Origin of the sequence: Pseudomonas sp. NPDC008258 (genome assembly GCF_042956345.1) — a bacterium.
Taxonomy (GTDB): Bacteria; Pseudomonadota; Gammaproteobacteria; order Pseudomonadales; family Pseudomonadaceae; genus Aquipseudomonas.
The window spans coordinates 110,476-135,403 of sequence record NZ_JBIBGE010000010.1; the positions used below are offsets into that span (position 1 = coordinate 110,476).

The window sequence follows — 24,928 nt, forward strand, 5'->3', positions numbered from 1 at the left end:
TGGACAGCCCCCGCTGCAGTGCATAGACAGCAGGAATAGGCTTGTGGAATCAACAAGTTGAATTTTTTGAAATTTTTTTTGCTTGAGGGGTTTACAGCCCCCCGGACCGTCCGTATAGTGCGCACCACAACGACGGACAAGCCCGAAGTTGTAGTAGAGATTAGCGACGCTGTAAAGCATCAAATAATCTCGAATGTGTGCCCAGGTGGCGGAATTGGTAGACGCGCTGGTTTCAGGTATCAGTGACCGCAAGGTCGTGGAAGTTCGAGTCTTCTCCTGGGCACCAAATATTTTCAAGTAACAGATGACCAAGGATCTGTTACTACTGTGTGAAAGCTGACGATAGTCGCCTTCAACAGATGATGTAAAGCTTTGCCCAGGTGGCGGAATTGGTAGACGCGCTGGTTTCAGGTATCAGTGACCGCAAGGTCGTGGAAGTTCGAGTCTTCTCCTGGGCACCATACAAAAACCCACTAGCTTGCTAGTGGGTTTTTTCTTGCCTGCGTTTTTTTGTATTCCCCCTCCCTCATTGCAATCCAGAATGATTCCTATCTAGGATTGGGTTTTCTCTCATGGAGCGAGCGAACGATGAGCACGGACCTGACCACCCCTCACCCACTCCAGGCGTGCTGGGATCTGCAACTGGCGGGCCTCGCTGCCGATGCCTTGCGCGTGGCACTGACAATCGACCTGTTCGAGCACCTTGAGCAATTCACCGCACCCGCTCAGTTGGCGAATGTGCTGGACCTTGAACCTTTCAATACCGGCTACCTGCTGGAAATGCTCTGGGCCCAGGGCCTGCTGGAGCGCGATGTGCAGGGCAGCCTTTACCGCAATGGCGAAACCGCCCAACGCTATCTGAGCCGGAGCGCCGGCAGCTATTGCGGCGATGCCCTGCTCTTTCGCCATCAAGTTCTGCGCCAGGCTGGGCAAACACTGGAACAGGCGCTGCGCAATGGCCTGCCATCGGCAACAGCACCGGGCCCGGAAATGGCCCGGCGCTGGGCGGAGGCGGCACGGGTGCAGATTGCCCAGGAGCAACAGGCCGTTACCGTGGCCGTGGCATGCGCACTGGTCGAACGCTTGCCACAGGCGCCATCCCTGCAACGCATGCTGGACCTGGGCGGCGGGCCGGGCCTGGTAGCCATTGCACTAGCCCGGCAGCTACCCGACTTGCACGGGGCAGTGTTCGACTTTGCCGAAACCGCAGCGGTGGCCCAGGACAATATCGAGCGCGCCGGGCTGGAAAAGCGTCTCGGGATTATCAGCGGTGACCTGGACCGGGATGATTTTGGCCGTGGCTACGATTTGATCTGGTGTTCGTCGGTGCTCCACTTTGCCGATGATCTTGATGGTGTGCTGCGCAGGGTGCATGCGGCGCTGAACCCAGGCGGGGTGCTGATATGCTGCCATGCCGAGGTGCCCGAAGACCGACAGACTGCGGCGCGGATGCTGCCTTATTACCTGCACATGCGCATGCAGGGGCGGCATGTGTTGCCGGCTGGGGAGTTGGCGCAGCGGTTGGTCGAGGTGGGGTTTGGCGAAGTGCAGCAGCAAGATGGCCTGACGTACCCGGTTGCACCGGTGAGCGCTGTTATTGCCAGTAAGCTGTAAACCTGCCCCGGCCTCTTCGCGGGCTCGCCCGCTCCCACAGGGAATACCGCTGGTTTCGAGGGCAGCGCAATACCTGTGGGAGCGGGCATGCCCGCGAAGAATCCAGCACAACCCTCAAAGGTTGAACCATGGTCTGCCCATGAATTTCTCGTCACGCGGCCACTTGAGAAACGATTTCGTTTACCATTGTTTCCAAATATGTAGCCGTAAGCGAGGAAGTACCCGCATGACGATCCGCCCGCAACCGCTGATGCGCACCTTGGCCGCCGCCGTGCTGAGCCTGGTCATCGGCGCACCGGCCGCCATGGCAGACGCACCGGTCACCCTGACCATGTACAACGGTCAGCACAAGGAAATCGGCGAGGCCATCGCCAAGGCCTACGAGGCCAAGACCGGCATCCATATCGATATCCGCAAGGGCAGCAGCAACCAGCTGGCCAGCCAGATCATCGAAGAAGGCGACCGTTCGCCCGCCGACATCATCTACACCGAAGAGTCCCCGCCCCTGAACAACCTGGGCGAACTGGGCCTGTTGGCGAAAATCGACGACGCCACCGCGAACATGATGCCCAAGGAGTACGTAGGCGCCAACGGTACCTGGATGGGCATCACCGCCCGTACGCGCATCGTGGTGTACAACCCGAAGAAGATCGACGAAAAGGACCTGCCGACCACGGTGATGGATTTCGCCAACCCTGAGTGGGAAGGCCGCGTTGGCTACGTTCCCACCAGCGGTGCATTCCAGGAACAGGCCGTGGCCATCCTGAAAATGCACGGGCGTGAAGCCACCGAAGAATGGCTGACCGGCCTGAAAGCCTTCGGCAAGACCTATACCAACAACATGGTCGCCCTCAAAGCCGTGGAAAAGGGCGAAGTGGCTGCGGTACTGGTCAACAACTACTACTGGTACGCGCTTGAACGCGAACGCGGCAAGCTGGACACCAAACTCTACTACCTGGCCGACGGCGATGCCGGCAACCTGGTGACCATCTCCGGCGCGGCCGTGGTCAAGGCCAGCAAGCACCCGAAAGAAGCCCAGGCGCTGCTCAACTGGATGGCCAGCGAAGAAGGCCAGCGGGTGATCACACAGACCACCGCCGAGTATCCGCTGCACAAGGGCATGGTTTCCGACCGCGGCCTGAAGCCGTTCGAAGACCTGCGCCCGCCGAAGATCTCGCCGGCCGACCTGGGCAATGCCGAGGAAGCCATCGAGCTTGAACGCGAGGTCGGCCTGCTCTGATGACCGCCGCCCTGTCCGAGCCGGTGCCGGTACGCTTCGTACCGCGCCGCAAGCGCCCCTCCATCTGGGTGGTGCTGCCTGTGCTGTTCCTGGTGGCGATGAGCTTGCTGCCACTGCTGTATGTCGCCATCAAAGCCTGGGAAGCCGGCTGGCGCGAAGCCTTGCACCTGTTGTGGCGCCCCTTTGTCTGGGGGCTGATGCGCAACACCCTGATGCTGATGGTCGGGGTGACAGTGACATGCATGGTGGTTGGCCTGGCCCTGGCCTGGCTGCTGGAGCGCAGCAACCTGGCCGGCCGCCGGCTGTGGGGCGTGGTGCTGTGCCTGCCCTTCGCCGTGCCGTCGTTCGTCAGCAGCTTTACCTGGGTGTCGCTTAGCTCGGACTTCGAAGGGTTGGGCGGGGCCATCCTGGTCATGGCCCTGTCCAAGTACCCACTGGTGTTCCTGCCAGTGGCCGCCACCCTGCGCAACCTCGACACCTCGCTTGAGGAGTCGGCGCGCACCCTGGGTTGCAGCCGCTGGGGTGTATTCATCAAGGTGACCCTGCCGCTGCTGTGGCCATCGATGCTCGGCGGCGCGCTACTGATCGCCCTGCACATGCTTGTGGAGTTTGGTGCGCTGTCGATCCTCGGCCTGCAAACCTTCACCACGGCGATCTACCAGCAGTTTGAACTGGAGTTCAGCAATGCCAACGCGGCCATGCTGTCTGCCGTGCTGTTGGCGATGTGCCTGGTGATGCTGTGGCTGGAGCTGCGGGTCCGCGGCAAGGCCCGTCATGTGCGCATCGGGCAAGGTGTGGCACGCCGCGCGCAGCCGGTACGCTTGCGTGGCTGGGCGGTGCCGGCGCAGCTGTTCTGCGTGGGCCTGGCCGTGCTGGGCAGTGGCATTCCGCTGGCCATGCTCGGCTACTGGTTGAGCGTGGGTTCGTCGGCGGCGTTCCCGGTAACAGCCATCTCCAAGGCGCTGTTCACCTCACTGTCGGTGTCGCTGGGCGGCGCCGGGTTCTGCGTGCTGCTGGCCCTGCCGATCAGTTTCCTGGTGGTGCGCTACAAAGGCCGCCTGGCAATCTGGGCCGAGCGCCTGCCTTACCTGCTGCACGCCCTGCCCGGCCTGGTGATTGCCCTGACGCTGGTGTTTTTCGCCCTGCACTACGTGCCGGCGCTGTACCAGACCACGGCCTTGCTGCTGCTAGCGTATGCACTGCTGTTCCTGCCGCTGGCGCAGTCGCCGGTACGCACCGCGTTGAACAAGGCCTCGCCAACCCTGGAGGAAGCTGCGCGTACGCTGGGTGCAAGCAGCTTTGCTGCGTTCTGCCGAGTGACGCTGCCGATCATCTTCCCGGCGATGGCGGCGGCTTTTGCACTGGTGTTCCTGGATGCCATGAAGGAACTGACGGCCACACTGCTGCTCAGCCCTACCGGCATGACCACCTTGGCTACCGAGGTGTGGGCGCACACGGCCAACGTCGAGTTCGCGGCAGCGGCGCCTTATGCGGCGCTGCTGATCGTGGTGTCGGGGTTGCCGGTTTATCTGCTGACTACGCGGATGTATCTGAACAAGGCGTAACCTTCTTCGCGGGCTTGCCCGCTCCCACAGATATCGCGCCGCTCTCGGGGCCTGCGCAGCACCTGTGGGAGCGGGCGCGCCCGCGAAGAGGCCATCCGCACCAACATCGCCTCATGCCCTGAACTGCCCCAGGCTTGCCCGCAACTGCGCCGCCAGTTCATCCAGCACCTTGCTACTGGCCGTGGTCTGCATCACCACCTCAGCCGAGCGCTCGGCCTGGGCATGAATGGTCTCCACCCGCCCCCGCACCGCTTGAGCACCATTCGCCTGCTGCTCGGCCGCACGGGTCGCCAGGCCGATGGCCGCGTGCACCTGCTCTACCGCTGCCTGTACCGACTGCTGGCGGCGCTCGTTGTCACGCAGCACCAGCAGCCCTTCGCTGGCCTTCAGCCCAGCCTGGCTGATAGTCGCCACGGCCTCCTTGGCTCCCTTTTGCAGCGCAGCGATATGCGCCTGGATATCCCCCGTGGAGCTTTGCGTCTTGCTCGCCAGCGCCCGCACCTCATCGGCCACCACGGCAAACCCACGCCCGGTTTCGCCAGCCCGTGCGGCTTCGATAGCCGCATTCAACGCCAGCAGGTTGGTCTGCTCGGCGATCCCGTGAATCACCGTCAGTACCACTTCAATCTGTTCACTCTGCTTGGCCAGGCGCTCGATTACCTGGGACCCCGCCTCCACCTGGCCAGCCAGGTTCTCGATCAAGCCTGCGAGCTGGGTCGAGGTGCGGCTGTTTTCATCGGTGGCCTGGCGAATATCCACCACCTGTTTCAACGCTGCCTGCATTGCATGGCTTTCGGCCTGGGCTTCGTCGGCCATGCTCGAAAGGTCGCGCAGGCTGGCAGCCACTTCATCACGCTGCAGTGCGGCTGCGGCATCGGCGCCAGCATTACGCTGGGCCATCGCGCCAATCTCCACGCCGGTACGCTGCGCCACCTCACCCGCCTCGCGCACGATCGGTTGCAGCTTGTCGACAAAGCGGTTCACAGCCGAAGCCATGTCGCCGATCTCGTCGCGGCTGTCGAGCGGCACGCGCCTGGTCAGGTCGCCCTCACCCGCCGCCAGGTCGTCAAGGGCCGCAATCAACAGGCGCAGCTTGCTCAGCACCCGGCGGCCAAGCACTACGGCCACCACCAGCAACACACCAAGGCCAACCACCACCAGGCCCAGGCCAATGCGCCAGCGCAGCTCACCGGCAGCCTCGCGAACGGTTTGCGCGGTGTTGGCTTGCATGGCAGCGGCACTGCCCTGTGCTTTCTCCAGGCGCTCACGCAGGGTCTTGCCGCTGTCCGCCGCTGCACCGACCAGGCTGTCGCCTACCAGTTGCTCGCCGCTGGCGATCAGGGCCGCAAAGCGCTGATCCAGTGCTTTCAGTTCCTGCTCGATGCCCGCCGTTGAAACCCCCATCACCACCTTGCCAATTTCTGCGCCATTGGGGTTGATCGAAGCCTCGACGAAATACACCGCCGGGTCTCGTCGGGCCGCGTCGATCACTTTGTCCAGTGCACGCTCGCCCTGGCCCTTGTCCATCAAGGCCTGGTTGATCGGATTTTGCCGGTTCAGGTAGCGGGTGAGGTGTTGGCCCTGGGCGTCGTCGTAAACCACGAACAGCACGTTGGGGTTGCGCTGGGCACGCCGGGCAAAGTCAGAGAGTACTGGCACATCGTTGTCCCAGATGGCACGCGGCGCCACCGAGGCCAGTAACTCGGCCATGTCGTTGGCAGAGTCCTTGAGGTTTTTTTCCAGGGTGCTGCGCAGCTGCTGCTGCTCGTTTTGCAGGCGTTCGGACAACCCTGCACTCAAGCGCTGCCGGGTACTGCTGGACAGGCCATCCAGGCCCGAACGCACATCTTGCCCGGCTTGCTCCAGTTCGCTGGCCAGTTGGCGGCTGTCATTGCCCAGGCGTTCGCCCAGGTCGGCTTCCAGCGCAGTAACCGTGCTTCGGGTAAGCGCAACGGCAACCAGCACTTGCACCAAAAGAGCGATACCAAGGGCAACAAACACAGGCCGCAAAAGGCGGCTTCGTAACAGTGAGAGGATGGCAGACACGGTGTAACCCTCGTGTTTTCTGGCGCCACTATTTTGATGGCATCTACAGAAACTTCTTACAGCAAGGGTTGTGCCGGGGGCAGCAGGGATATGTGCCAAGGTTGAGCAATGGGTTTTTCCTGTGCCGGCCTCTTCGCGGGCTCGCCCGCTCCCACAGGAACCGCACAAATTCCAAGGCATGCGCAATACCTGTGGGAGCGGGCAAGCCCGCGAAGAGGCCGGCACAGGTGTAACCCACAAACAAAAACGCCGCGGCCCTTTTCAGGGCCACGGCGTCAGATCAGCCTGGAGGGCAGATCAGGCGAACGGGTGACGCAGCACGATGGTCTCGTTGCGGTCCGGGCCGGTCGAAATGATGTCGATCGGCGCGCCAACCAGCACTTCGATGCGCTTGATGTAGTCACGCGCAGCTTGCGGCAGCTCTTCCAGGGTTTTCGCACCCAAGGTCGATTCGCTCCAGCCTGGCATCTCTTCGTACACCGGCTCCAGGCCGATGTAGCTGTCGGCATCGGAAGGCGCGTCGATGACGGCACCGTTCTCGTTCTTGTAGCCAACGCAGATGTTGATGGTTTCAAGGCCGTCCAGCACGTCCAGCTTGGTCAGGCAGATGCCCGAGATGCTGTTCACGTCGATAGCGCGACGCAGGATGACGGCATCGAACCAGCCGCAACGACGGGCACGGCCGGTGGTGGAGCCGAACTCGTGGCCACGCTTGGCCAGGGTGGCGCCAGTCTCGTCGAACAGTTCGGTCGGGAACGGACCGGAACCTACGCGAGTGGTGTAGGCCTTGGTGATACCCAGGATGTAGTCCAGGTACATCGGGCCAACGCCGGAACCGGTGGAGATACCGCCAGCAGTGGTGTTGGAGCTGGTGACGTACGGGTAGGTACCGTGGTCGATGTCCAGCAGCGAGCCCTGGGCACCTTCGAACATGATGTCCTTGCCGGCGCGGCGCAGGTTGTGCAGCTCGGCGGTGACGTCGAGCATCATCGGCTTGAGCTGTTCTGCGTAGGCCATGCACTCGTCCAGGGTTTGCTGGAAGTCGATGGCCGGCTCTTTGTAGTAGTTCACCAGCTGGAAGTTGTGGTAGTCCAGCAGCTCACCCAGCTTGGCAGCGAAACGCTCGCGGTGGAACAGGTCGCCCACACGCAGGCCGCGACGTGCGACCTTGTCTTCGTAGGCTGGGCCGATACCACGGCCGGTGGTGCCGATCTTGGCTTCGCCACGGGCTTTTTCACGGGCCTGGTCCAAGGCCACGTGGTACGACAGGATCAGCGGCGCAGCCGGGGAAATGCGCAGGCGCTCGCGCACCGGTACGCCCTTCTCTTCCAGCTTGGTGATTTCGCGCATCAGGGCGTCCGGGGCAACGACCACGCCGTTGCCGATCAGGCACTGTACGCCTTCACGCAGGATGCCGGACGGAATCAGGTGCAGAACGGTCTTTTCACCGTTGATCACCAGGGTGTGGCCCGCGTTGTGGCCACCCTGGTAGCGCACTACGGCGGCAGCATGTTCGGTCAGCAGATCGACGATCTTGCCTTTGCCCTCATCACCCCATTGGGTGCCCAGGACGACGACATTCTTACCCATTACATTGGTCCTCATTCACGCAAACTTGGTTGCCGGCCTACTGCCGACGCAGAAACTCACTGGGCCAGCGGCAGAACCTGCCAGCGCCCGTCTTGCTGAATCAATTGCCGATCACAATCCGCCTCGAGAGCAGCACTCAACGGCTGGCCAGGCAGGGCCTGGACCACACGCTGGCCCTCGTTGCGCAACTGGCAGACTTGCTGCCAGAGGGCCGCGTCGCCACTGTCCGGCATCCAGATGCCGCCCGTTGGCAATACGACCTCCGCTCGCCCCAGTGTGACCAGGGTCTTCAAATCCGTGGAGAAACCGGTGGCCGGGCGCGCCCGGCCAAAATCGGCGCCGATGTCATCGTAGCGCCCGCCCTGGGCGATCGATTGACCTTCGCCCGGCACGAACACCGCGAACACAACGCCGGTGTGATAGTGGTAACCGCGCAGCTCGCCGAGGTCGAAATACAGCGGCAGGTCCGGGTAGCGCGACGCCAGGCGATCGGCGATCGACAGCAGGTCGTCCAGCGCCGCCAGCACGCCGGCCGGGGCACGGCCCAGGCGCACACGGGCTTCGGCCAGCACTTCACGGCCACCGCACAGCTCGACCAAGGCGCGCAGCATGCTGCCCAGGTCTTTCGGCAGGTCCGCCGTCAGCGCCTGCACTTCATCTACGGCCTTGCGCTGCATGGCGTCGAACAGCTGCTGTTCAACCGCACCCGACAGGCCGGCAGCGCGGGCCAGGCCGCGGTAGATACCAACGTGGCCCAGGTCCATGTGCACATCCGGCACATCGGCCAGTTGCAGCGTGGCCAGCATCAGGCTGATGACTTCCACGTCGCTGGTCGGGCTGGCATCACCGTACAGCTCGGCACCCAACTGGATCGGGCTGCGCGAGGTAGACAGCGCACGCGGCTGGGCGTGCAGCACGCTACCGGCATAGCACAGGCGGCTTGGGCCTTCACGGCGCAGGGTGTGGGCGTCGATACGCGCCACCTGCGGTGTGAAGTCGGCGCGGAAGCCCATCAGGCGGCCGGACTGCGGGTCCACCACCTTGAAGGTGCGCTGATCCAGGTCCTGGCCGGCGCCGGTGAGCAGCGACTCCAGGTACTCGATATGCGGGGTGACGACCAGCTCGTAGCCCCAACTCTGGAACAGGTCCAACACCTGGCGGCGCGCGATTTCGATGCGCGCAGCCTCAGGTGGCAGTACTTCCTCGATGCCATCTGGCAGCAGCCAGCGGTCTACCGTTGCCATTACGCCATTTCCCCTCTGGTCCGGGCGGCTTGCCAGCAGGCGAGCCGTCAGTAAAGCCGGTATCGCGCACAGCAGCGGGCAGCACTGATCCCAGCGCAGCCACCGTACCCGATACCCTCAAATTGCCTTGCGAGCTGACCAAACCGTCAACTGGCGCTTTGCCAATCAACCTTGCAGACGCAAAAAAGCCGGGAAATTTCCCGGCTGCCTCATCATACACCCCTTTTCATTCAGGATGCACCCCGCCTGGTGTTTTAGCTGCCAGGCGGGGCGCCGCTGCACGAAAGTCAGGGCCTGAGCATCACGGCCTGCTCTTGTCCAAGTAGCGGAAGAACTCGTTCTTCGGGTCCAGGACCAGCACGTCGCTCTTGCTCGAGAAGCTCTCGCGGTACGCCTGCAGGCTACGGTAGAACGCGTAGAAGTCGGCGTCCTGGGTGTAGGCCTTGGCATAGATGGCGGCCGACTGTGCGTCGCCGTCACCGCGGGTTTCTTCTGCTTCGCGGTATGCCTCGGCCAGCAGTACACGGCGCTGACGGTCGGCATCTGCGCGGATACCCTCAGCCAGCTCGTTACCTTTGGCACGGTGCTCGCGGGCTTCACGCTCACGCTCGGTGCTCATGCGGTCGAACACGCTGCGGTTGACTTCCTTCGGCAGGTCGATGGCCTTGACGCGCACGTCGACCACCTCGATACCCAGTTCCTTGTTGGCCATGCGGTTCAGCGATGCGGTGATGTCAGCCATCAGCGCGTCACGTTCACCGGATACCACCTCGTGCAGGGTACGTTTACCGAACTGGTCACGCAGGCCGCTTTCCAGACGACGCGACAGACGCTCGTCGGCGATCTGCTTCATGCCGGAAGTGGCGGTGTAGAAACGCTCGGCATCCTTGACGCGCCACTTGGCGTAGGCGTCGACCATCACCGCCTTCTTCTCCAGGGTCAGGAACCGCTGGGTCGGGGCGTCGAGGGTCATGAGGCGGGCGTCGAACTTGCGCACCTGGTTCACGTACGGGATCTTCACGTGCAGGCCAGGCTGGACATCTGCCTGAACCACCTTACCGAAACGCAGCATCACTGCACGCTCGGTCTGGGACACGATGTAGAAGCTGTTCCAGGCCACGATGGCCAGAACCACGGCGGCGATCAGGGCGATCAGCGATCTGTTGCTCATCAGCGGCTCTCCCTAGTGCGCAGCGGCTGCTGTTGCTGTTGCAGGTCCTGCGCCGCACGGGCGGCTGCATCGTTGACCGATGGCGACACGCTGCTGGTCGGTGCAGACGGGTTGCGGCTGCCTTCAACCATCTTGTCCAGCGGCAGGTAGAGCAGGTTGTTCTGCCCATCCTTGGTGGCCACCATGACTTTGCTGGTGTTGCTGTAGACCTCTTGCATGGTCTCCAGGTACAGGCGCTGACGGGTTACGTCAGGTGCCTTGCGGTACTCGGCGACCAGCTTGGTGAAGCGGTCGGCCTCACCCTTGGCCCGGGCGATGACTTCGTCGCGGTAACCGTTGGCGTCCTCGATGATGCGCTGGGCCTGACCACGGGCTTCGGGTACCACGCCATTGGCGTAGGACTCGGCCTGGTTACGGGCACGCTGCTCATCTTCACGGGCACGGATCACGTCATCGAAGGCTTCCTGCACTTCACGCGGGGCTGCCGCGCTCTGTACGTTGACCTGGGTAACGGTGATACCGGTGCGGTACGTGTCGAGGAAGCGCTGCAGGCGTTCGCGGATATCCACGGCCATCTGCTCACGGCCTTCGGTAAGTACCTGGTCCATCGAGGTGGAACCCACCACGTGGCGCAGGGCACTGTCGGTCGCGTGCTGCAGGCTCACCTCAGGCTGGTCGACGTTAAGCACGAAGTCCTGCAGGTTGCTGATCTTGTACTGGACGGTCAGCGGCACCTCGACGATGTTCTCGTCTTCGGTCAGCATCTGGCCCTGTTTGGTGTAGGCACGCTCACGCGTGACGTTTTCCATGTACTTGCGATCGATCGGCGGGAAGTAGATGTTCAGGCCGGGACCGACCGTTTCATAGTACTTGCCGAAGCGCAGCACCACGGCCTGCTCCTGCTCGTCGACCACGTACACGGCGCTGTACAGCCAGATGGCAGCCAGCACCGCCAGGCCTATGCCCAGCAGCCCCAGGCCACCGCCCTTGCCGACATTGCGGTCACCGCCGCCACGTTTCTTGCTGCCGCCGAACATGCCATTGAGGCTGTCCTGCAGTTTGCGGAAGGCCTCGTCCAGATCCGGCGGACCTTTCTTGTCACCACCACCGCCACCGCCACCACGGCGGCCGCCCCAGGGATCCTGATTGTTCGAGTTGCCACCCGGCTCGTTCCAAGCCATAGCGCTCTCCATCTGATAAAGCAAAGACGCGCCCACGGCGCGCCGTCCAATGCTACAGAATGCCTGTCACTGCTGCCCGGCGACCTCGACGGGCATTTATTGCAAAGTGTGTTGCTCGACAAACACTTGCGGCTCCATGCCTTCACGACTGACCAGGCGATTCAGTTCGACCATGGGCAGTCGCACGCTCAGCAGGCTGCGCCCTTCTTCATCATGCTCTTCACTTCGCACCGCACCCAAGGCAAAGAATTGCGCGCGCAAGCGGGCAAATCGCTGCTCCAGGCACAGGGTACCGACAAACAGATCGTCCCCCAGCAACTCGGCAATCGCCTGGCCTACCAGCTCCAGGCCACGCCCATCGCGTGCCGATACCCAGACCCGTTCCGGCTTGCCATCGGCATTACGCTGGATCTGCGGCTCGACATCTTCAAGCAGGTCGAGTTTGTTATACACCTCGAGGATCGGCAAGCCTTCGGCGCCAATCTCGCCCAATACGGCCAGAACCTGCTCGATCTGCTCCATGCGCTCGGGCTCATGGGCGTCGATCACATGCACCAGCAGGTCAGAGTTGCTCGACTCTTCGAGCGTAGCCCGAAATGCCTCGACCAGCTTGTGCGGCAGGTGGCGGATAAAACCCACGGTGTCGGCCAGCACGATCGGGCCCAGGTCGTTGAGCTCGAGCCGGCGCAGGGTCGGGTCGAGGGTGGCGAACAGCTGGTCCGCGGCGTATACCTCGGATTCGGTCAGGGCGTTGAACAGCGTGGACTTGCCGGCGTTGGTATAGCCCACCAGCGACACCGAGGGGATATCTGCGCGCTGCCGCCCGCGACGCGCCTGCTCGCGCTGGCTGCGCACTTTCTCCAGGCGTGACTTGATCTGGCGGATACGCACCCGCAGCAGGCGGCGGTCGGTTTCCAGCTGGGTTTCACCCGGGCCACGCAGGCCGATACCACCTTTTTGTCGCTCAAGGTGAGTCCAGCCGCGCACCAGCCGCGTGCTCATGTGATCAAGCTGGGCCAGTTCGACCTGCAACTTGCCTTCATGGGTACGCGCCCGCTGGGCGAAGATATCGAGGATCAGCCCGGTACGGTCAAGCACACGGCACTCGAATACACGTTCGAGGTTGCGCTCCTGACTGGGCGTGAGGGTGTGATTGAAAATCACCAGGTCTACCTGTTCGGCATGGACCAGGTCGTGCAGCTCTTCGACCTTGCCACTGCCAATCAGGTATTTGGCGGAAGGCTGATGCCTTGTCACCGTGACCAGCGAAACGATGTCGGCACCGGCCGACAATGCCAATTCCTGAAACTCCTGCGGGTCTTCGCGCGCCTCAGGGTTATGACCTTCCAAGTGAACGAGCAACGCCCGTTCACCACCACCGTGGCGCTCAAAGAACAATGCAGGCTCCTATCAGGCGTTGCCTGGCTCGCTGTCACCATGCTCGCCGTCGGTCAGGCTTGGCAGGCGGACCGGACGGGCCGGAACTACGGTCGAAATTGCGTGCTTGTAGACCATCTGGCTGACGGTGTTCTTCAGCAGTACCACGAACTGGTCGAAGGATTCGATCTGGCCCTGCAGTTTGATGCCGTTGACCAGGTAGATGGATACCGCAACCTTTTCTTTTCTCAAGGTGTTCAAGTAAGGGTCTTGTAGCGAATGCCCTTTTGACATATGCCGCACTCCTGTAAGGATAAATAATAGAAAATCAATAAAATCGATAAATTAGGCCGCCCCTTCGCAAGAATAGACGGCAATCAGCAGGGACTCAGCTCAATATGGAGATGGCCCCAAGGTATTTCAAGGTGCGGGACAGATTGTCGCAGGCCAGGCTGTCAAGCCAGTGTACGTCAGGCCAGCCACGCAACCAGGTGAACTGCCGCTTGGCCAGCTGCCTGGTTGCAATGATACCGCGTTCACGCATCTCATTCTCAGTCAGCTTGCCGTCCAGGTAATCCCAGACTTGCCGATACCCCACTGCCCGTATAGACGGTAGCCCGGCGTGCAAGTCACTTCTGGCTCGCAGCGATCGGACCTCGTCGACGAAGCCCTGTTCCAGCATCTGCGAAAATCGTAACGCAATTCGCTGATGCAAAATGTGACGATCTGTAGGAGCAATCGCCAAACTGGCGACAGTATAGGGCAAATGCCCGTCAGCGCCTGCGTCTGCGCCGCGACTTTCCGCGAATTGACGCTGGCGATGGGCTGTCATGGTCTCACCGCTCACCCGGTAAACCTCCAACGCGCGGATCAAGCGCTGCGGGTCGTTGGGGTGAATGCGTGCTGCCGATACCGGATCTACCTCGGCCAACTGCCGATGCAGTTCGCCCAGCCCCAGCGCTTCGGCCTGGGCTTCCAGCTCGGCTCGCACCGCAGCGTCCGCAGCCGGCATGTCAGCCAGGCCATCGATCAACGCCTTGTAATAGAGCATGGTGCCGCCCACCAGCAGCGGGATCTTCCCGCGCGCGGTGATTTCGGCCATGGCTTGCAGCGCATCGGCACGGAACTGCGCGGCCGAATAGCTCTCGGCCGGATCAAGAATGTCGATCAACCGATGCGGGTGGGCAGCGAGGATTTCTTTCGACGGCTTGGCCGAACCGATATCCATGCCGCGGTAGACCAGCGCCGAGTCGACACTGATCAGCTCGCAGGGCAGCACTTTAGTCAGCTCGATAGCCAGGTCGGTCTTGCCGGCCGCCGTCGGGCCCATCAGGAATATTGCAGGGGGCTTGCCGCTCATTTCATCGACCGCGCAGGAAGAGTTTGTCCAGATCGTCCAGGCCCATCTGGGTCCAGGTGGGACGGCCATGGTTGCACTGGCCACTGCGCTCGGTGTTTTCCATGTCGCGCAGCAGGGCATTCATTTCGGGAATGGCCAGGCGCCGGTTGGCGCGCACGGCACCGTGGCAAGCCATGGTACCGAGCAGTTCGTTCAGGTGCGCCTGGATACGGTCACTGGTGCCGTATTCCATCAGGTCGGCCAGCACATCCTGCACCAGGCGGTTGGCTTCGGCCTGCTTGAGCAAGGCCGGGATCTGGCGTATCGCCAGGGTCTCGGGGCCCAGGCGTTGCAGCTCGAAGCCCAGGCGCTGGAACCACTGCGCGTGCTCTTCGGCGCAGTCCGCTTCACGCTGGCTCAAGGCCAGGGTCTCAGGCACCAGCAGCGGTTGGCCGCTAAGGCCTTCACTTGCCATGGCCACCTTGAGCCGCTCGTACATGATGCGCTCGTGCGCGGCATGCATGTCCACCACCACCAGGCCAACGGCATTTTCGGCCAGGATGTAGATGCCCTTGAGCTGCGCCAGCGCGTAGCCCAGCGGCGGGATGTCACCCTGGCTTTCGGGCAGGGCTGTCGCCGGCACCGCTCCGTTTTCCAATGGCTTGTAGAACTCGCGATACACCGCCTGCGCTTCGGCAGCCGGCACGGGCTGTGACGGGCGTGGCGCGTATTGATACTGATAGCCCGCACCACTGCCGCCATTGGAGAACGACTGCTGCGGGGCGCGAGGCTGCTCAAGCACCGGCGAAGCCAGGCGCATTTCGCCCTGCGGGCCGAATTCACCGGCTTGCTGGCCAGTGGGGCGGATGGCCTCTGGCACGGCGGCAGGCGCGGCCAGCTGGTCTTCCGGGCGTACATCGGCCAGCGCACGGTGCAGGGTGCCGTACAGGAAGTCGTGCACAGAGCGCCCTTCACGGAAACGCACTTCGTGCTTGGTCGGGTGCACGTTGACGTCGACGCCGTTGGGCTCCAGCTCCAGGAACAGCACGAAGGTGGGGTGCCGGCCATTGAACAGCACGTCACGGTAGGCCTGGCGTACGGCATGGGCGACCAGCTTGTCGCGCACCGCACGGCCATTGACGAAGAAGTACTGCAAGTCTGCCTGGCTGCGCGAGAACGTTGGCAGGCCGACCCAGCCCCACAGGCGCAGGCCGTTGCGCTCGACGTCGATCGGCAGCGCCTGCTCCATGAAGCCCGGGCCGCATATGGCGCCTACCCGCCGGGCACGCGCTGTTTCGTCGTGAGCCTCGTGCAGGCTGAGGATGCTCTTGCCGTTGTGGCGCAAGTGGAAGCCGACATCGAAGCGCGCCAGCGCCAGCCGGCGGATGACTTCCTGCAGGTGATCGAATTCGGTTTTCTCGGCCTTGAGGAACTTGCGCCGCGCCGGGGTATTGAAGAACAGGTCGCGCACTTCCACCGAAGTACCTACCGGGTGCGCCGCCGGCTGCACCCGCGGGAGCATGTCACGGCCTTCGGTTTCCACCTGCCAGGCCTCTGTGGCACTGGCAGTACGCGAAGTCAGGGTAAGGCGCGCCACCGAGCTGATCGAGGCCAGGGCCTCACCGCGGAACCCCAGGCTCAACACCCCTTCAAGGTCTTCCAGCTCGCGAATCTTGCTGGTGGCATGACGGGCCAGGGCCAGCGGCAGGTCGTCGGCGGAAATACCGCTGCCATCGTCCCGGACCTTCAGCAGCTTTACGCCGCCCTGCTCCACCTCCACATCGATGCGTCGGGCGCCGGAGTCCAGGCTGTTTTCCAGCAGCTCCTTGGCGACAGAGGCCGGCCGCTCGACGACCTCGCCGGCGGCGATCTGGTTGGCCAGCCGCGGGCTGAGCAGCTGGATGCGCGAACCGCCACTCATTGCGAGGCCAATGTGGTTGCAGGGATATCAAGGCGCTGGCCGACCTTCAGCTCATCGGTCTTGAGGCTGTTGGTGCTGCGCAGGCTGGCGACATTGACCTGGTAGCGCACAGCAAGCATTGCCAGGGTTTCGCCCGGGCGCACCGTGTGCTCACGCGGGCCAGCGGCAATCTTGCCGGTGTCGCGCAGCCAGGCGATGTAAGTGCCAGGCGGCGGGTTCTGCTGGAAGTACTGGCGTACGCCGGTGTGGATCGAACGGGCCAAGGCCTGCTGATGGCTGGCGGTGGCCAGCTTGGCGGCTTCGTTGTTGTTCGAGATGAACCCGGTTTCAACGAGGATCGACGGAATATCCGGCGACTTCAGCACCATGAAGCCCGCCTGTTCCACACGCTGCTTGTGCAGCGAGGTGACACGGCCCATGTTGCCGAGCACCTTCTGCCCCACATTGAGGCTGGAGCTGAGCGTGGCGGTCATCGACAGGTCAAGCAACACGCCGGCGAGCATGCGGTCCTTGTCATCGAGGCTGACGTTACCCGCACCACCGATCAAGTCGGAACGGTTTTCGGTGTCGGCCAGCCAGCGTGCGGTCTCGGAGGTGGCACCACGGTCGGACAGGGCGAACACCGAGGCACCAAACGCAGCCCGCGACGGCGCGGCGTCGGCATGGATCGAGATGAACAGGTCAGCACCCTTCTTGCGGGCGATTTCCGTGCGTTTGCGCAGCGGAATGAAGTAGTCGCCAGTACGGGTCAGCTCGGCCCGGAAGCCTTTTTCGCTGTTGATCTGGCGCTGCAACTCCTTGGCGATCTGCAGCACGATGTCTTTTTCGTGCTGGCCGCGCGAGCCGGAAGCGCCCGGGTCTTCGCCGCCGTGGCCAGCATCGATGGCAACCACGATGTCACGCTTGCCGCTAGGTACCGGCGGCAGCTTGATGGCGGGCTGGGCCGGGCTTACCGGCACCGCTGGCGTGGTCGCAGGCGTCTGCACCGGCGTCGGGGCCGGTGGCGGCGCGCTGGCCGCAATGGCGTCGGCTTCCTGGTCGTACAGGTCGACCACCAGGCGGTTGCCGTACTGGGCATTCGGCGCCAGGGTGAAGCTTTTCGGGGTGACCGACTTTTTCAGGTCGACCACCACGCGCAAGTCAGTCGGGGTACGCTGGGCCGAACGCACGCTGCTGATCGGCGTGTTCGAGGTGGCCACGTTCAACGGCGCGGCCAGGGTCGCGCCATTGATGTCGATAACCAGGCGATCCGGCGCGCTCAGGGTGAAGACGCTATGCTGCACGGGGCCAGAAAGGTCGAAGACCAGCCGCGTGTTGTCTGGCGCGCGCCACAGGCGCACGCTCTTGACTTGAGTGACGGCCAGAGCGTCAACGGTCACCGTTGTCAGCAGCAGCCCAACGATGGCGACCAGTGCGCGTATGCGCATACCTACCCCACTTACTGTTTATAGTGTTTGGCCAGTGCCACGCACCAGGCCTCGCCGCGAGCCCCCTGCGGCGAAAGGATCAGCGAGCGTCCGCCCGCTTGGGGGCTTATGGTAATGGTCAGGTCCGGCTTTGGCAAAACGCCCGCACCCTTTTGTGGCCACTCGAACAGGCACAGCGGGTCGCCCTCGAAATAGTCACGAATCCCCATGAACTCCAGCTCTTCCGGATCGACCAGTCGATACAGGTCGAAGTGGAATGCTCGGACCTCACCGATTTCGTAGGGTTCGACCACGGTGAAGGTCGGGCTTTTCACTGCACCCGTATGGCCCAGGCCGCGGATCAGCCCACGGGAAAGCGTAGTCTTGCCAGCGCCCAGGTCACCTTCAAGAAAGATCACGCCGCGACCGCCGGTCACCTCGGCCATTTTTGCACCGAAGTCGACCGTAGCCGCTTCATCGGCCAGAAACAGATTTAAGCCAGACACGCAGAATGCTCCTCCAACAACTCACGAATGACCGGCACCAGATCACTGGCCGCCAGGCCTCTACCTTTCACACCCAGCCGCTCGCCCGCACAGGCGTGCAACCACACCCCCAGCCCGGCGGCCTGCCAGGCATCCAGCCCCTGAGCCAACAACGCGGCCAACACGCCAGTCAGCACATCGCCAAAGCCGGCACCGGCCATCGCCGGGTGGCCCCGCCCGCACACCACCAACTGCCCGGCCGGGTCGGCCACCAGGGTGCCAGCCCCTTTCAACACGCAAACGCTGTTATACCGGCGCGCCAGCTTGCGCGCGGCGCCAGGGCGATCGGCTTGCACAGCCTCGGTGGAAATGCCCAGCAGCCGCGCCGCCTCGCCCGGGTGCGGGGTGAGGATGCTGCCACTGGGCAGGGCCAATGGGGTACGCGCCAACAAATTCAGGGCATCGGCGTCCCACACCTGGGGGCGCTCGGCATTGGCCACTGCCGACAGCAGGCTGCGGCCCCACGCCGCCTGCCCCAGCCCCGGGCCAACTACCAGCACCGTGGCACGCTCCAGCACAGCCATCAGCTGGTTGGCCGAACTGGCGCCCAGGCACATCACCTCGGGCAAGCGCGCCAGGCTGGCCGTGACGTGCTCGGGCCGGGTTGCCACGCTGACCAGCCCGGCACCGCAACGCAGCGCGGCTTCGGCGCCAAGCAGCACAGCACCGCCAGTGCCAAGGTCGCCACCCACTACCAGCACATGGCCAAAGTCGCCTTTATGGGCATGCGCATGCCGGGCCGGCAGGTGCGCGACGGTCACGCTGCTGAGCAGTTGCGGGGCATTGCCGGGGTGTTTGGTCTGCGGCATGGGGTCAAAGGCTCCAATGTCTGGCAGAATTATACGCACCTGAGCCCGTATTGCCTTGCCCATCCATGTCCGTCTGCACGCCTGACCTCGCCCAACTGGCCCAATCGATCAAGATTTGGGGCCAAGAACTCGGTTTTGCCCACGTTGGCATCGCCGGGGTCGACCTTGGCGAACATGAACACCACCTGCAACGCTGGCTCGATGCTGGCTACCAAGGCGAAATGGAGTACCTGGGCACGCATGGCAGCAAGCGCTCGCACCCCGATCAGCTGATCCCCGGCACCGTGCGCGTGGTGTCGCTGCGCATGGACTACCTGCCCGGCGACACGCAAATGGCACAACGCCTGGCACAGCCGGAAAAAGCCTACATTTCGCGCTATGCGCTGGGCCGTGACTACCACAAGCTGGTGCGCAAGCGCGTGCAGTTCCTGGCCGACCGCATTCAGGAAGCCATCGGTCCGTTTGGTTACCGCGCATTTGTCGACAGCGCCCCGGTGCTGGAAAAGGCCTTGGCCGAGCAGGCCGGGTTGGGCTGGATCGGCAAGAACACCTTGCTGCTCAACCGCAAGGCGGGCAGTTACTTCTTCCTTGCCGAGCTGTTTGTCGACCTGCCAATCCCGGTGGACGAAGCCACTACCAGCGAACATTGCGGCCGCTGCCAGGCCTGCCTGGACGTCTGCCCGACACAGGCGTTTGTCGGGCCTTATGTGCTGGATGCCCGGCGCTGCATCTCGTACCTGACCATCGAGTTGAAGGGCGCGATCCCAGTCGAGTTACGCGCAATGATGGGCAACCGGGTGTTCGGTTGCGACGACTGCCAGATCGTCTGCCCATGGAACCGCTTTGCCAAGCACAGCCAGGAGCAGGATTTCCAGCCACGGCATGGGCTGGAGAATGCCGAGTTGGCGGAAATGTTCCTGTGGGATGAGCGTACCTTCCTGCGCAAGACCGAGGGCGGGCCGTTGCGGCGGGCAGGGTATGAGCGGTTCTTGCGCAACCTGGCGGTGGGCTTGGGCAATGCGCCGTCGACGATTCCGGTGATCGAGGCGCTGAAGGCGCGGCGCGAGGATGAGTCGGAGCTGGTGCGCGAGCACGTGGAGTGGGCGCTGGCCCGGCACAATATCTCGTAGCCACGCAATCCCTGTGGGAGCGGGCGCGCCCGCGAAGCAGGCAACTCGGTAGATGGCACCGGCTGCGCCGGTGTTCGCGGGCATGCCCGCTCCCACAGGGACCGCGCCGGATCTGAGACTGCCTTACTGCTGGTCGTTGTAGTGGAACTTGGGCATTTCCCAGTGGAAGCGGATCGCCAGCAAGCGCACCAGGAACCCGCCAAACAAGGTCAGCAGCATGGCCTGCTCCGCCGGCACCTTGAAGTACACGCACCCCAGGTAGAACCACGCCGCCGCAAACGACACGCTGGCATACAGCTCGCGGCGGAACACCAGGGGAATGTCGTTACAGAAGATATCCCGCAGGATCCCGCCGAACACCCCGGTGATTACCCCGCTGATCGACGCCACCAGCATGCCCTGCCCCATCTCCAGAGCGGTCATGCAGCCAATCAGGGTAAAGGCCACCAACCCCAAGGCATCAAGCACCAGGAACAGCGAGCGCAGGCGGCGCATCATCGGCGCAATGAAAATGGTCAGCAGCGCCGCACAACTGGTCAAAACCAGGTACTCCGGGTGCTTCACCCAGGTCAGCGGGTAATGCCCCAGCAGCACGTCGCGCACCGAGCCGCCACCCAGGGCGGTGACGCAGGCAATCAGCACCACGCCAAACCAGTCCATGCCACGGCGCCCGGCAGACAACGCGCCAGTCATGGCTTCGGCGGTAATGGCGATAAGGTAGAGCATCAACAACATGGTGCGGGTCCGTGCGAGAAAGGCGCGCAGTCTAACCAGTTGCCCAAGGCACCAAAAGGGGGCGCAGATACAATATCTGCGCCGTTTCGGATCACACCTTGATGAAGTGCTCGCGGTAATGGCGCAGCTCGGCGATCGATTCGCGGATATCGTCCAGCGCCAGGTGGGTGTTGCCCTTCTTGAAGCTGTCACGCACGCCCGGCGCCCAGCGCGCGGCCAGCTCCTTCAGCGTGGAGACATCCAGGTTGCGGTAGTGGAAGTAGTTTTCCAGGTTGCGCATGTGGCGGTAGAGGAAGCGGCGGTCCTGGCAGATGCTGTTGCCGCAGATCGGCGACTTGCCCTTCGGCACCCACTGCTCGAGGAAGGCGATGGTTTGCGCTTCAGCCTCAGCCATGCTGACCTTGCTCTCGCGCACACGCTGGGTCAGGCCTGAAGCCCCATGGGTGCGGGTGTTCCATTCGTCCATCCGTGCCAACACTTCATCACTGTGATGAATGGCGATCACCGGCCCTTCGGCCAGGGTGTTCAGCTCGCTGTCGGTGACGATGGTGGCCATCTCGATAATGACGTCGCTGTCCGGATCCAGGCCGGTCATTTCCAGGTCGATCCAGATCAGGTTCTGTGGGTTTTGCATGCAGGGGCTCCTCGTATAGCCCGTCATATTAGCCTAGTGGTCATGGCACGCCCATTCACCACACAAAGGTAAGCGGAATAGTCCAGCGCCTGGCGTGCTAAACTGCGTGCCGTTTTCAATGCCCACTTTGGGCCTCTCTCACGGTACCTTCATGGCCAAACGCCAGCTCAATCGCCGCCAGAACTGGCGGATCGAAAAAATCCAGGGCGAGCGCGCTGCTCGCGCCGCCAAACGCGAGCAGCATGCGCTGCAGGAACTGGAAGGTGGTGACCTGGGGCCAGAGCAACTGGGCCTGGTAATTGCGCACTTCGGTGTGCAGGTAGAGGTTGAGGCCCAGGACGGCGAAACTGCAGGCCAGGTCTTCCGCTGCCACTTGCGCGCCAACCTGCCGGCACTGGTCACCGGTGACCGCGTGGTATGGCGTGCAGGCAACCAGGGCATTGGCGTGATCGTGGCGCAGATGCCGCGCAGCACCGAATTGTGCAGGCCAAACAACCACGGCCAGCTCAAGCCCGTGGCAGCCAACGTCGACCTGATCGTGATCGTGTTCGCCCCGGCCCCGGAGCCGCACCCGAACCTGATCGACCGCTACCTGGTAGCGGCCGAACACGCAGGCTTGCGCCCGCTGTTGCTGCTGAACAAAGCCGACCTGATCAACGACGAAAACGGCCCTGGCCTGCATGCGTTGCTGGAGGTTTACCGCGAACTGGGCTATCCGCTGCTGGAGGTATCGGCGCACCACGGTGACGGCATGCAGCGCCTGCAACAGCAGCTCGACGGCCACATCAGCGTATTCGTCGGCCAGTCGGGGGTGGGCAAGTCGTCGCTGGTCAACAGCCTGCTGCCGGACGCCGGCACCCGCGTCGGCGACCTGTCGGAATGGTCTGGCCAGGGTACGCATACCACCACCACGGCGCGGCTGTACCACTTCCCCAACGGCGGCGACCTGATCGACTCGCCGGGCATCCGCGAGTTTGGTCTTGGTCACGTCAGCCGCGACGATGTGGAAGATGGCTTCATCGAGTTCCGCGACCTGTTCGGCACTTGCCGCTTCCGCGATTGCAAGCATGACCGCGAACCGGGCTGTGCACTGCTCAAGGCACTGGACGAGGGGCGCATCAAGCCACAGCGGATGAACAGCTACCGCTCGATCATTGCGAGCTTGACGCAAGACAGCTACTGACACCTCTTCAAGGCAGCGCATAAGCTTTACTGGGGCTGCTTTGCAGCCCATCGCCGGCAAGCCAGCTCCCACAGGGACCGCGCAATTCTCGAGGTCTGCGCTGTACCTGTGGGAGCTGGCTTGCCGGCGATGGCCGCAACGCGGCCCCCAGACATCAACTTATAAACAAAGACTGCCAGGACCGCGCTGGGCTTACTGCTCCTTGGCCTCATCCATCTTCAGCGTGCCATCTTCAAAGATGTTCAGTTTCTGGCGCAGCTCTCGCGGTTGCATCGGCGCTTGCTCGGTTGCCCCCGGCGCAGCCGATGCGCCAGCCCCTGGCGCAGCACCGCTGGCCGGCGGTACGGCAGGCTCGGCGGCGGGAGCCTCCGGCGCCCCCTGTTCACCCTCGATGTTACGCTGCGCCTTCTTGGTCAGCACGATGATGTCGATACGGCGGTTGACCGGGTTGAACGGGTCCTTGCGGTCGAACAGCGACGACGAAGCGTAGCCCACCACCCGCGCCACCTGCCCGTCCGGGTAACCACCGGCCACCAGCGCACGGCGTGCGGCGTTGGCCCGGTTGGCCGACAGCTCCCAGTTGCCGAACTCGCCCGTGCCGGAATACGGCTTGGCATCGGTGTGGCCGCTGATGCTGATCTTGTTCGGCACGGCCTTGATGGTGTCGGCCATGGCCAGCAAGATGTCTTCGAAGTACGGCTGCAGGCGGGCGCTGCCGATGTCGAACATCGGCCGGTTCTCGGCATCCATGATCTGGATACGCAGGCCATCCTGGGTGATTTCGAACAGGATCTGGTCCTTGAACTTCTGCAGTTGCGGGTTCTCTTCCACCTTGTTCTGCAGTTCCTGCAGCAACAGTTCCAGACGTTCGCGCTCGACCTGCTCGGCCATCGTCTCGACCTGGTCCTTGTTCAGCTCGACGGTGGTGTCGGGTGTCGGCTCGGACTTCACTTCAGGGTTGATGGTCTTTTCTGGCGCCAGCTCAGGCGACCCGCCCAGATCGATGACATACGGCGTGCCGCTTTCAGAGAACCCGATTGGGTCCTTGAAATAACCGGCAATGGCGATCTTCTGCTCCGGCGTGGCGGTGGACATCAACCACAGCACCAGGAAGAACGCCATCATTGCCGTGGCAAAGTCGGCGAAGGCGATTTTCCAGGCGCCGCCGTGGTGGCCGCCGCCAAAGCGCTTGACGCGCTTGACGATGATGGGCTGATTGTTCTCCATGACTCAGCGACCGCGAACCGCTTGTTCCAGCTCGGAGAAGCTTGGGCGGTGCTTGGGGTACAGCACCTTGCGCCCGAACTCGACCGCCAGCGAAGGCGGCATGCCCGAGGCCGAGGCAACCAGCGAAGCCTTGATCGACTCGTAGAGGTTCAGTTCTTCCTTGGCATCGTGCTCCAGGCACTTGGCCAGCGGGCCGAAGAAGCCGTAGGCCGCCAGGATACCGAAGAAGGTACCGACCAACGCCGCACCTACGTGCATGCCAATGGCCGCCTGGTCGCCTTCGCCGAGCGAGGCCATGGTCACCACGATACCCAGTACCGCCGCGACGATACCGAAGCCGGGCATGCCGTCGGCGATGCCGGTCACCGCATGGGAGGGGTGCTCCAGCTCTTCCTTCATGCTCAGCAGTTCCATGTCGAACAGGCCCTCAAGCTCGTGCGGAGCCATGTTGCCGGTAGACATGATGCGCAGGTAGTCACAGACAAACGCGGTCATGCGCTCATCGGCCAGCACGGTCGGGTACTTGGCGAAGATCGGGCTGGCTGCTGCGTCCTCGATGTCGGCCTCGATAGCCATCATGCCTTCGCGACGGCTTTTGTTGAGGATCTCGTACACCAGGCCCAGCACCTCCAGGTAGTAGGCGTGGGTGAAGCGCGAGCCGAACATCTTCATCGACTTCTTGATGACGTGCATGGTCATGTGGCCAGGGTTGGCCTGCAGGAATGCACCAAAGGCCGCACCGCCGATGATCAGTACTTCGAACGGCTGGATCAGCGCTGCGATCTTGCCGTGGGAGAGCACGTACCCGCCGAGCACGCTCGCGAATACGACGATGATGCCGATAATTTTAGCCATAGGTTCAAAGCACTTGCTGTCGTGGTCAAGGGAAGAGACGGGAGCTTTAAAACTCTTCTTCTACTTATCGGCAGAACTGCGCCAGACTATAGCCACTCATTGCGAAAAGCCAGTTC

General features: G+C 63.0%; 21 protein-coding genes, 2 tRNA genes and 1 pseudogene. 7 read left to right on the forward strand and 17 right to left on the reverse strand.

What is annotated here, in order from left to right; all coding sequences use genetic code 11:
* Positions 1–199 precede the first annotated feature (199 nt).
* The 5 genes from ACFY9W_RS10655 (at position 200) to ACFY9W_RS10675 (ending at position 4,419) form a co-directional block, all read left to right on the forward strand.
* A tRNA-Leu gene (locus tag ACFY9W_RS10655) sits at positions 200–286 on the forward strand.
* Positions 287–374: 88 nt separating this feature from the next.
* Positions 375–461, forward strand: a tRNA-Leu gene (locus tag ACFY9W_RS10660).
* Between the two features lie 127 nt (positions 462–588).
* Positions 589–1,614, forward strand: coding sequence for a methyltransferase (locus ACFY9W_RS10665; protein ID WP_391129460.1), 1,026 nt, complete (start codon positions 589–591; stop codon positions 1,612–1,614).
* A 226-nt stretch (positions 1,615–1,840) separates the two neighbouring features.
* Positions 1,841–2,854, forward strand: a complete 1,014-nt coding sequence (locus tag ACFY9W_RS10670) for an extracellular solute-binding protein (RefSeq protein ID WP_391129463.1) — start codon at positions 1,841–1,843, stop codon at positions 2,852–2,854.
* Complete coding sequence (locus tag ACFY9W_RS10675; protein WP_391129466.1) at positions 2,854–4,419, forward strand: ABC transporter permease subunit; 1,566 nt, start codon at positions 2,854–2,856, stop codon at positions 4,417–4,419. The genes ACFY9W_RS10670 and ACFY9W_RS10675 overlap by 1 nt, the downstream gene beginning before the upstream one ends.
* A 111-nt stretch (positions 4,420–4,530) precedes the next feature.
* On the opposite strand, the gene ACFY9W_RS10680 is transcribed toward ACFY9W_RS10675, so the two are convergent.
* The 13 genes and pseudogenes from ACFY9W_RS10680 to ACFY9W_RS10740 all read right to left on the reverse strand — a co-directional run bounded on the left by ACFY9W_RS10680 (position 4,531) and on the right by ACFY9W_RS10740 (position 19,048).
* Complete coding sequence (locus ACFY9W_RS10680) at positions 4,531–5,415, reverse strand: methyl-accepting chemotaxis protein (protein ID WP_391129619.1); 885 nt, start codon at positions 5,413–5,415, stop codon at positions 4,531–4,533.
* Between the two features lie 21 nt (positions 5,416–5,436).
* Positions 5,437–6,645 (reverse strand): annotated as a pseudogene (locus tag ACFY9W_RS10685) (methyl-accepting chemotaxis protein); the annotation flags it as partial.
* A gap of 117 nt (positions 6,646–6,762) precedes the next feature.
* On the reverse strand, positions 6,763–8,055 hold the full coding sequence (locus tag ACFY9W_RS10690; protein ID WP_138219144.1) for an adenylosuccinate synthase: 1,293 nt from the start codon (positions 8,053–8,055) through the stop codon (positions 6,763–6,765).
* 56 nt (positions 8,056–8,111) lie between these two features.
* On the reverse strand, positions 8,112–9,299 hold the full coding sequence (locus tag ACFY9W_RS10695) for an ATP phosphoribosyltransferase regulatory subunit (protein WP_391129470.1): 1,188 nt from the start codon (positions 9,297–9,299) through the stop codon (positions 8,112–8,114).
* A 301-nt stretch (positions 9,300–9,600) separates the two neighbouring features.
* Complete coding sequence (hflC, locus tag ACFY9W_RS10700; RefSeq protein WP_391129473.1) at positions 9,601–10,470, reverse strand: protease modulator HflC; 870 nt, start codon at positions 10,468–10,470, stop codon at positions 9,601–9,603.
* Positions 10,470–11,651 carry an FtsH protease activity modulator HflK gene (gene hflK, locus ACFY9W_RS10705; protein WP_391129476.1) on the reverse strand — a complete coding sequence of 394 codons (1,182 nt, stop codon included), beginning with the start codon at positions 11,649–11,651 and terminating at the stop codon, positions 10,470–10,472. The genes hflC and hflK overlap by 1 nt, the downstream gene beginning before the upstream one ends.
* 96 nt (positions 11,652–11,747) lie before the next feature.
* Positions 11,748–13,049: a ribosome rescue GTPase HflX gene (gene hflX / locus ACFY9W_RS10710; protein WP_391129479.1), complete on the reverse strand. Its 1,302-nt coding sequence runs from the start codon at positions 13,047–13,049 to the stop codon at positions 11,748–11,750.
* A 12-nt stretch (positions 13,050–13,061) separates the two neighbouring features.
* On the reverse strand, positions 13,062–13,322 hold the full coding sequence (gene hfq / locus ACFY9W_RS10715) for an RNA chaperone Hfq (RefSeq protein WP_391129482.1): 261 nt from the start codon (positions 13,320–13,322) through the stop codon (positions 13,062–13,064).
* A gap of 94 nt (positions 13,323–13,416) precedes the next feature.
* Positions 13,417–14,388 carry a tRNA (adenosine(37)-N6)-dimethylallyltransferase MiaA gene (miaA, locus tag ACFY9W_RS10720; protein ID WP_391129485.1) on the reverse strand — a complete coding sequence of 324 codons (972 nt, stop codon included), beginning with the start codon at positions 14,386–14,388 and terminating at the stop codon, positions 13,417–13,419.
* A 1-nt stretch (position 14,389) separates the two neighbouring features.
* Positions 14,390–16,288 (reverse strand): DNA mismatch repair endonuclease MutL, encoded by a 1,899-nt coding sequence (mutL, locus tag ACFY9W_RS10725; RefSeq protein WP_391129488.1) that lies wholly within the window; start codon positions 16,286–16,288, stop codon positions 14,390–14,392.
* Positions 16,285–17,715, reverse strand: a complete 1,431-nt coding sequence (locus tag ACFY9W_RS10730; RefSeq protein ID WP_391129491.1) for an N-acetylmuramoyl-L-alanine amidase — start codon at positions 17,713–17,715, stop codon at positions 16,285–16,287. Before ACFY9W_RS10730 ends, mutL begins: the two co-directional genes overlap by 4 nt.
* 11 nt (positions 17,716–17,726) lie before the next feature.
* Complete coding sequence (gene tsaE, locus ACFY9W_RS10735) at positions 17,727–18,185, reverse strand: tRNA (adenosine(37)-N6)-threonylcarbamoyltransferase complex ATPase subunit type 1 TsaE (protein WP_263298218.1); 459 nt, start codon at positions 18,183–18,185, stop codon at positions 17,727–17,729.
* Between the two features lie 2 nt (positions 18,186–18,187).
* Positions 18,188–19,048 (reverse strand): NAD(P)H-hydrate dehydratase, encoded by an 861-nt coding sequence (locus ACFY9W_RS10740; RefSeq protein WP_391129494.1) that lies wholly within the window; start codon positions 19,046–19,048, stop codon positions 18,188–18,190.
* Between the two features lie 65 nt (positions 19,049–19,113).
* Here ACFY9W_RS10740 and queG point away from each other — a divergent pair, with 65 nt between their 5' ends.
* Entirely contained in the window at positions 19,114–20,178 is a 1,065-nt protein-coding gene (queG, locus tag ACFY9W_RS10745) for a tRNA epoxyqueuosine(34) reductase QueG (protein ID WP_391129497.1), read from the forward strand.
* 123 nt (positions 20,179–20,301) lie between these two features.
* On the opposite strand, the gene ACFY9W_RS10750 is transcribed toward queG, so the two are convergent.
* Complete coding sequence (locus ACFY9W_RS10750; protein ID WP_013974442.1) at positions 20,302–20,913, reverse strand: trimeric intracellular cation channel family protein; 612 nt, start codon at positions 20,911–20,913, stop codon at positions 20,302–20,304.
* Positions 20,914–21,004: 91 nt separating this feature from the next.
* Positions 21,005–21,547, reverse strand: coding sequence for an oligoribonuclease (gene orn, locus ACFY9W_RS10755; protein ID WP_391129501.1), 543 nt, complete (start codon positions 21,545–21,547; stop codon positions 21,005–21,007).
* 151 nt (positions 21,548–21,698) lie between these two features.
* Between orn and rsgA the strand changes: the two genes are divergently transcribed.
* The gene (rsgA, locus tag ACFY9W_RS10760) at positions 21,699–22,730 is read left to right on the forward strand and encodes a small ribosomal subunit biogenesis GTPase RsgA (protein ID WP_391129504.1); all 1,032 of its coding nucleotides are present in this window, start codon (positions 21,699–21,701) and stop codon (positions 22,728–22,730) included.
* Positions 22,731–22,922: 192 nt separating this feature from the next.
* Here rsgA and motB read toward each other — a convergent pair whose 3' ends face one another.
* Positions 22,923–23,957, reverse strand: a complete 1,035-nt coding sequence (gene motB / locus ACFY9W_RS10765; protein ID WP_391129507.1) for a flagellar motor protein MotB — start codon at positions 23,955–23,957, stop codon at positions 22,923–22,925.
* Between the two features lie 3 nt (positions 23,958–23,960).
* A complete protein-coding gene (motA, locus tag ACFY9W_RS10770) occupies positions 23,961–24,812 on the reverse strand; it encodes a flagellar motor stator protein MotA (protein WP_016712329.1) in 852 nt (283 codons plus the stop codon).
* Between the last annotated feature and the right edge of the window lie 116 nt (positions 24,813–24,928).

Coding starts and splice junctions, on each gene's coding strand:
- hfq (WP_391129482.1), bottom strand. CDS start 13,322: ATGTCAAAAGGGCATTCGCTACAAGACCCTTACTTGAACACCTTGAGA.
- ACFY9W_RS10675 (WP_391129466.1), top strand. CDS start 2,854: ATGACCGCCGCCCTGTCCGAGCCGGTGCCGGTACGCTTCGTACCGCGC.
- ACFY9W_RS10680 (WP_391129619.1), bottom strand. CDS start 5,415: ATGGCTTCGGCTGTGAACCGCTTTGTCGACAAGCTGCAACCGATCGTG.
- ACFY9W_RS10740 (WP_391129494.1), bottom strand. CDS start 19,048: ATGCCGCAGACCAAACACCCCGGCAATGCCCCGCAACTGCTCAGCAGC.
- ACFY9W_RS10670 (WP_391129463.1), top strand. CDS start 1,841: ATGACGATCCGCCCGCAACCGCTGATGCGCACCTTGGCCGCCGCCGTG.
- mutL (WP_391129488.1), bottom strand. CDS start 16,288: ATGAGTGGCGGTTCGCGCATCCAGCTGCTCAGCCCGCGGCTGGCCAAC.
- ACFY9W_RS10750 (WP_013974442.1), bottom strand. CDS start 20,913: ATGTTGTTGATGCTCTACCTTATCGCCATTACCGCCGAAGCCATGACT.
- ACFY9W_RS10695 (WP_391129470.1), bottom strand. CDS start 9,299: ATGGCAACGGTAGACCGCTGGCTGCTGCCAGATGGCATCGAGGAAGTA.
- rsgA (WP_391129504.1), top strand. CDS start 21,699: ATGGCCAAACGCCAGCTCAATCGCCGCCAGAACTGGCGGATCGAAAAA.
- ACFY9W_RS10690 (WP_138219144.1), bottom strand. CDS start 8,055: ATGGGTAAGAATGTCGTCGTCCTGGGCACCCAATGGGGTGATGAGGGC.
- motA (WP_016712329.1), bottom strand. CDS start 24,812: ATGGCTAAAATTATCGGCATCATCGTCGTATTCGCGAGCGTGCTCGGC.
- hflK (WP_391129476.1), bottom strand. CDS start 11,651: ATGGCTTGGAACGAGCCGGGTGGCAACTCGAACAATCAGGATCCCTGG.
- queG (WP_391129497.1), top strand. CDS start 19,114: ATGTCCGTCTGCACGCCTGACCTCGCCCAACTGGCCCAATCGATCAAG.
- hflC (WP_391129473.1), bottom strand. CDS start 10,470: ATGAGCAACAGATCGCTGATCGCCCTGATCGCCGCCGTGGTTCTGGCC.
- orn (WP_391129501.1), bottom strand. CDS start 21,547: ATGCAAAACCCACAGAACCTGATCTGGATCGACCTGGAAATGACCGGC.
- ACFY9W_RS10665 (WP_391129460.1), top strand. CDS start 589: ATGAGCACGGACCTGACCACCCCTCACCCACTCCAGGCGTGCTGGGAT.
- ACFY9W_RS10730 (WP_391129491.1), bottom strand. CDS start 17,715: ATGCGCATACGCGCACTGGTCGCCATCGTTGGGCTGCTGCTGACAACG.
- motB (WP_391129507.1), bottom strand. CDS start 23,957: ATGGAGAACAATCAGCCCATCATCGTCAAGCGCGTCAAGCGCTTTGGC.
- miaA (WP_391129485.1), bottom strand. CDS start 14,388: ATGAGCGGCAAGCCCCCTGCAATATTCCTGATGGGCCCGACGGCGGCC.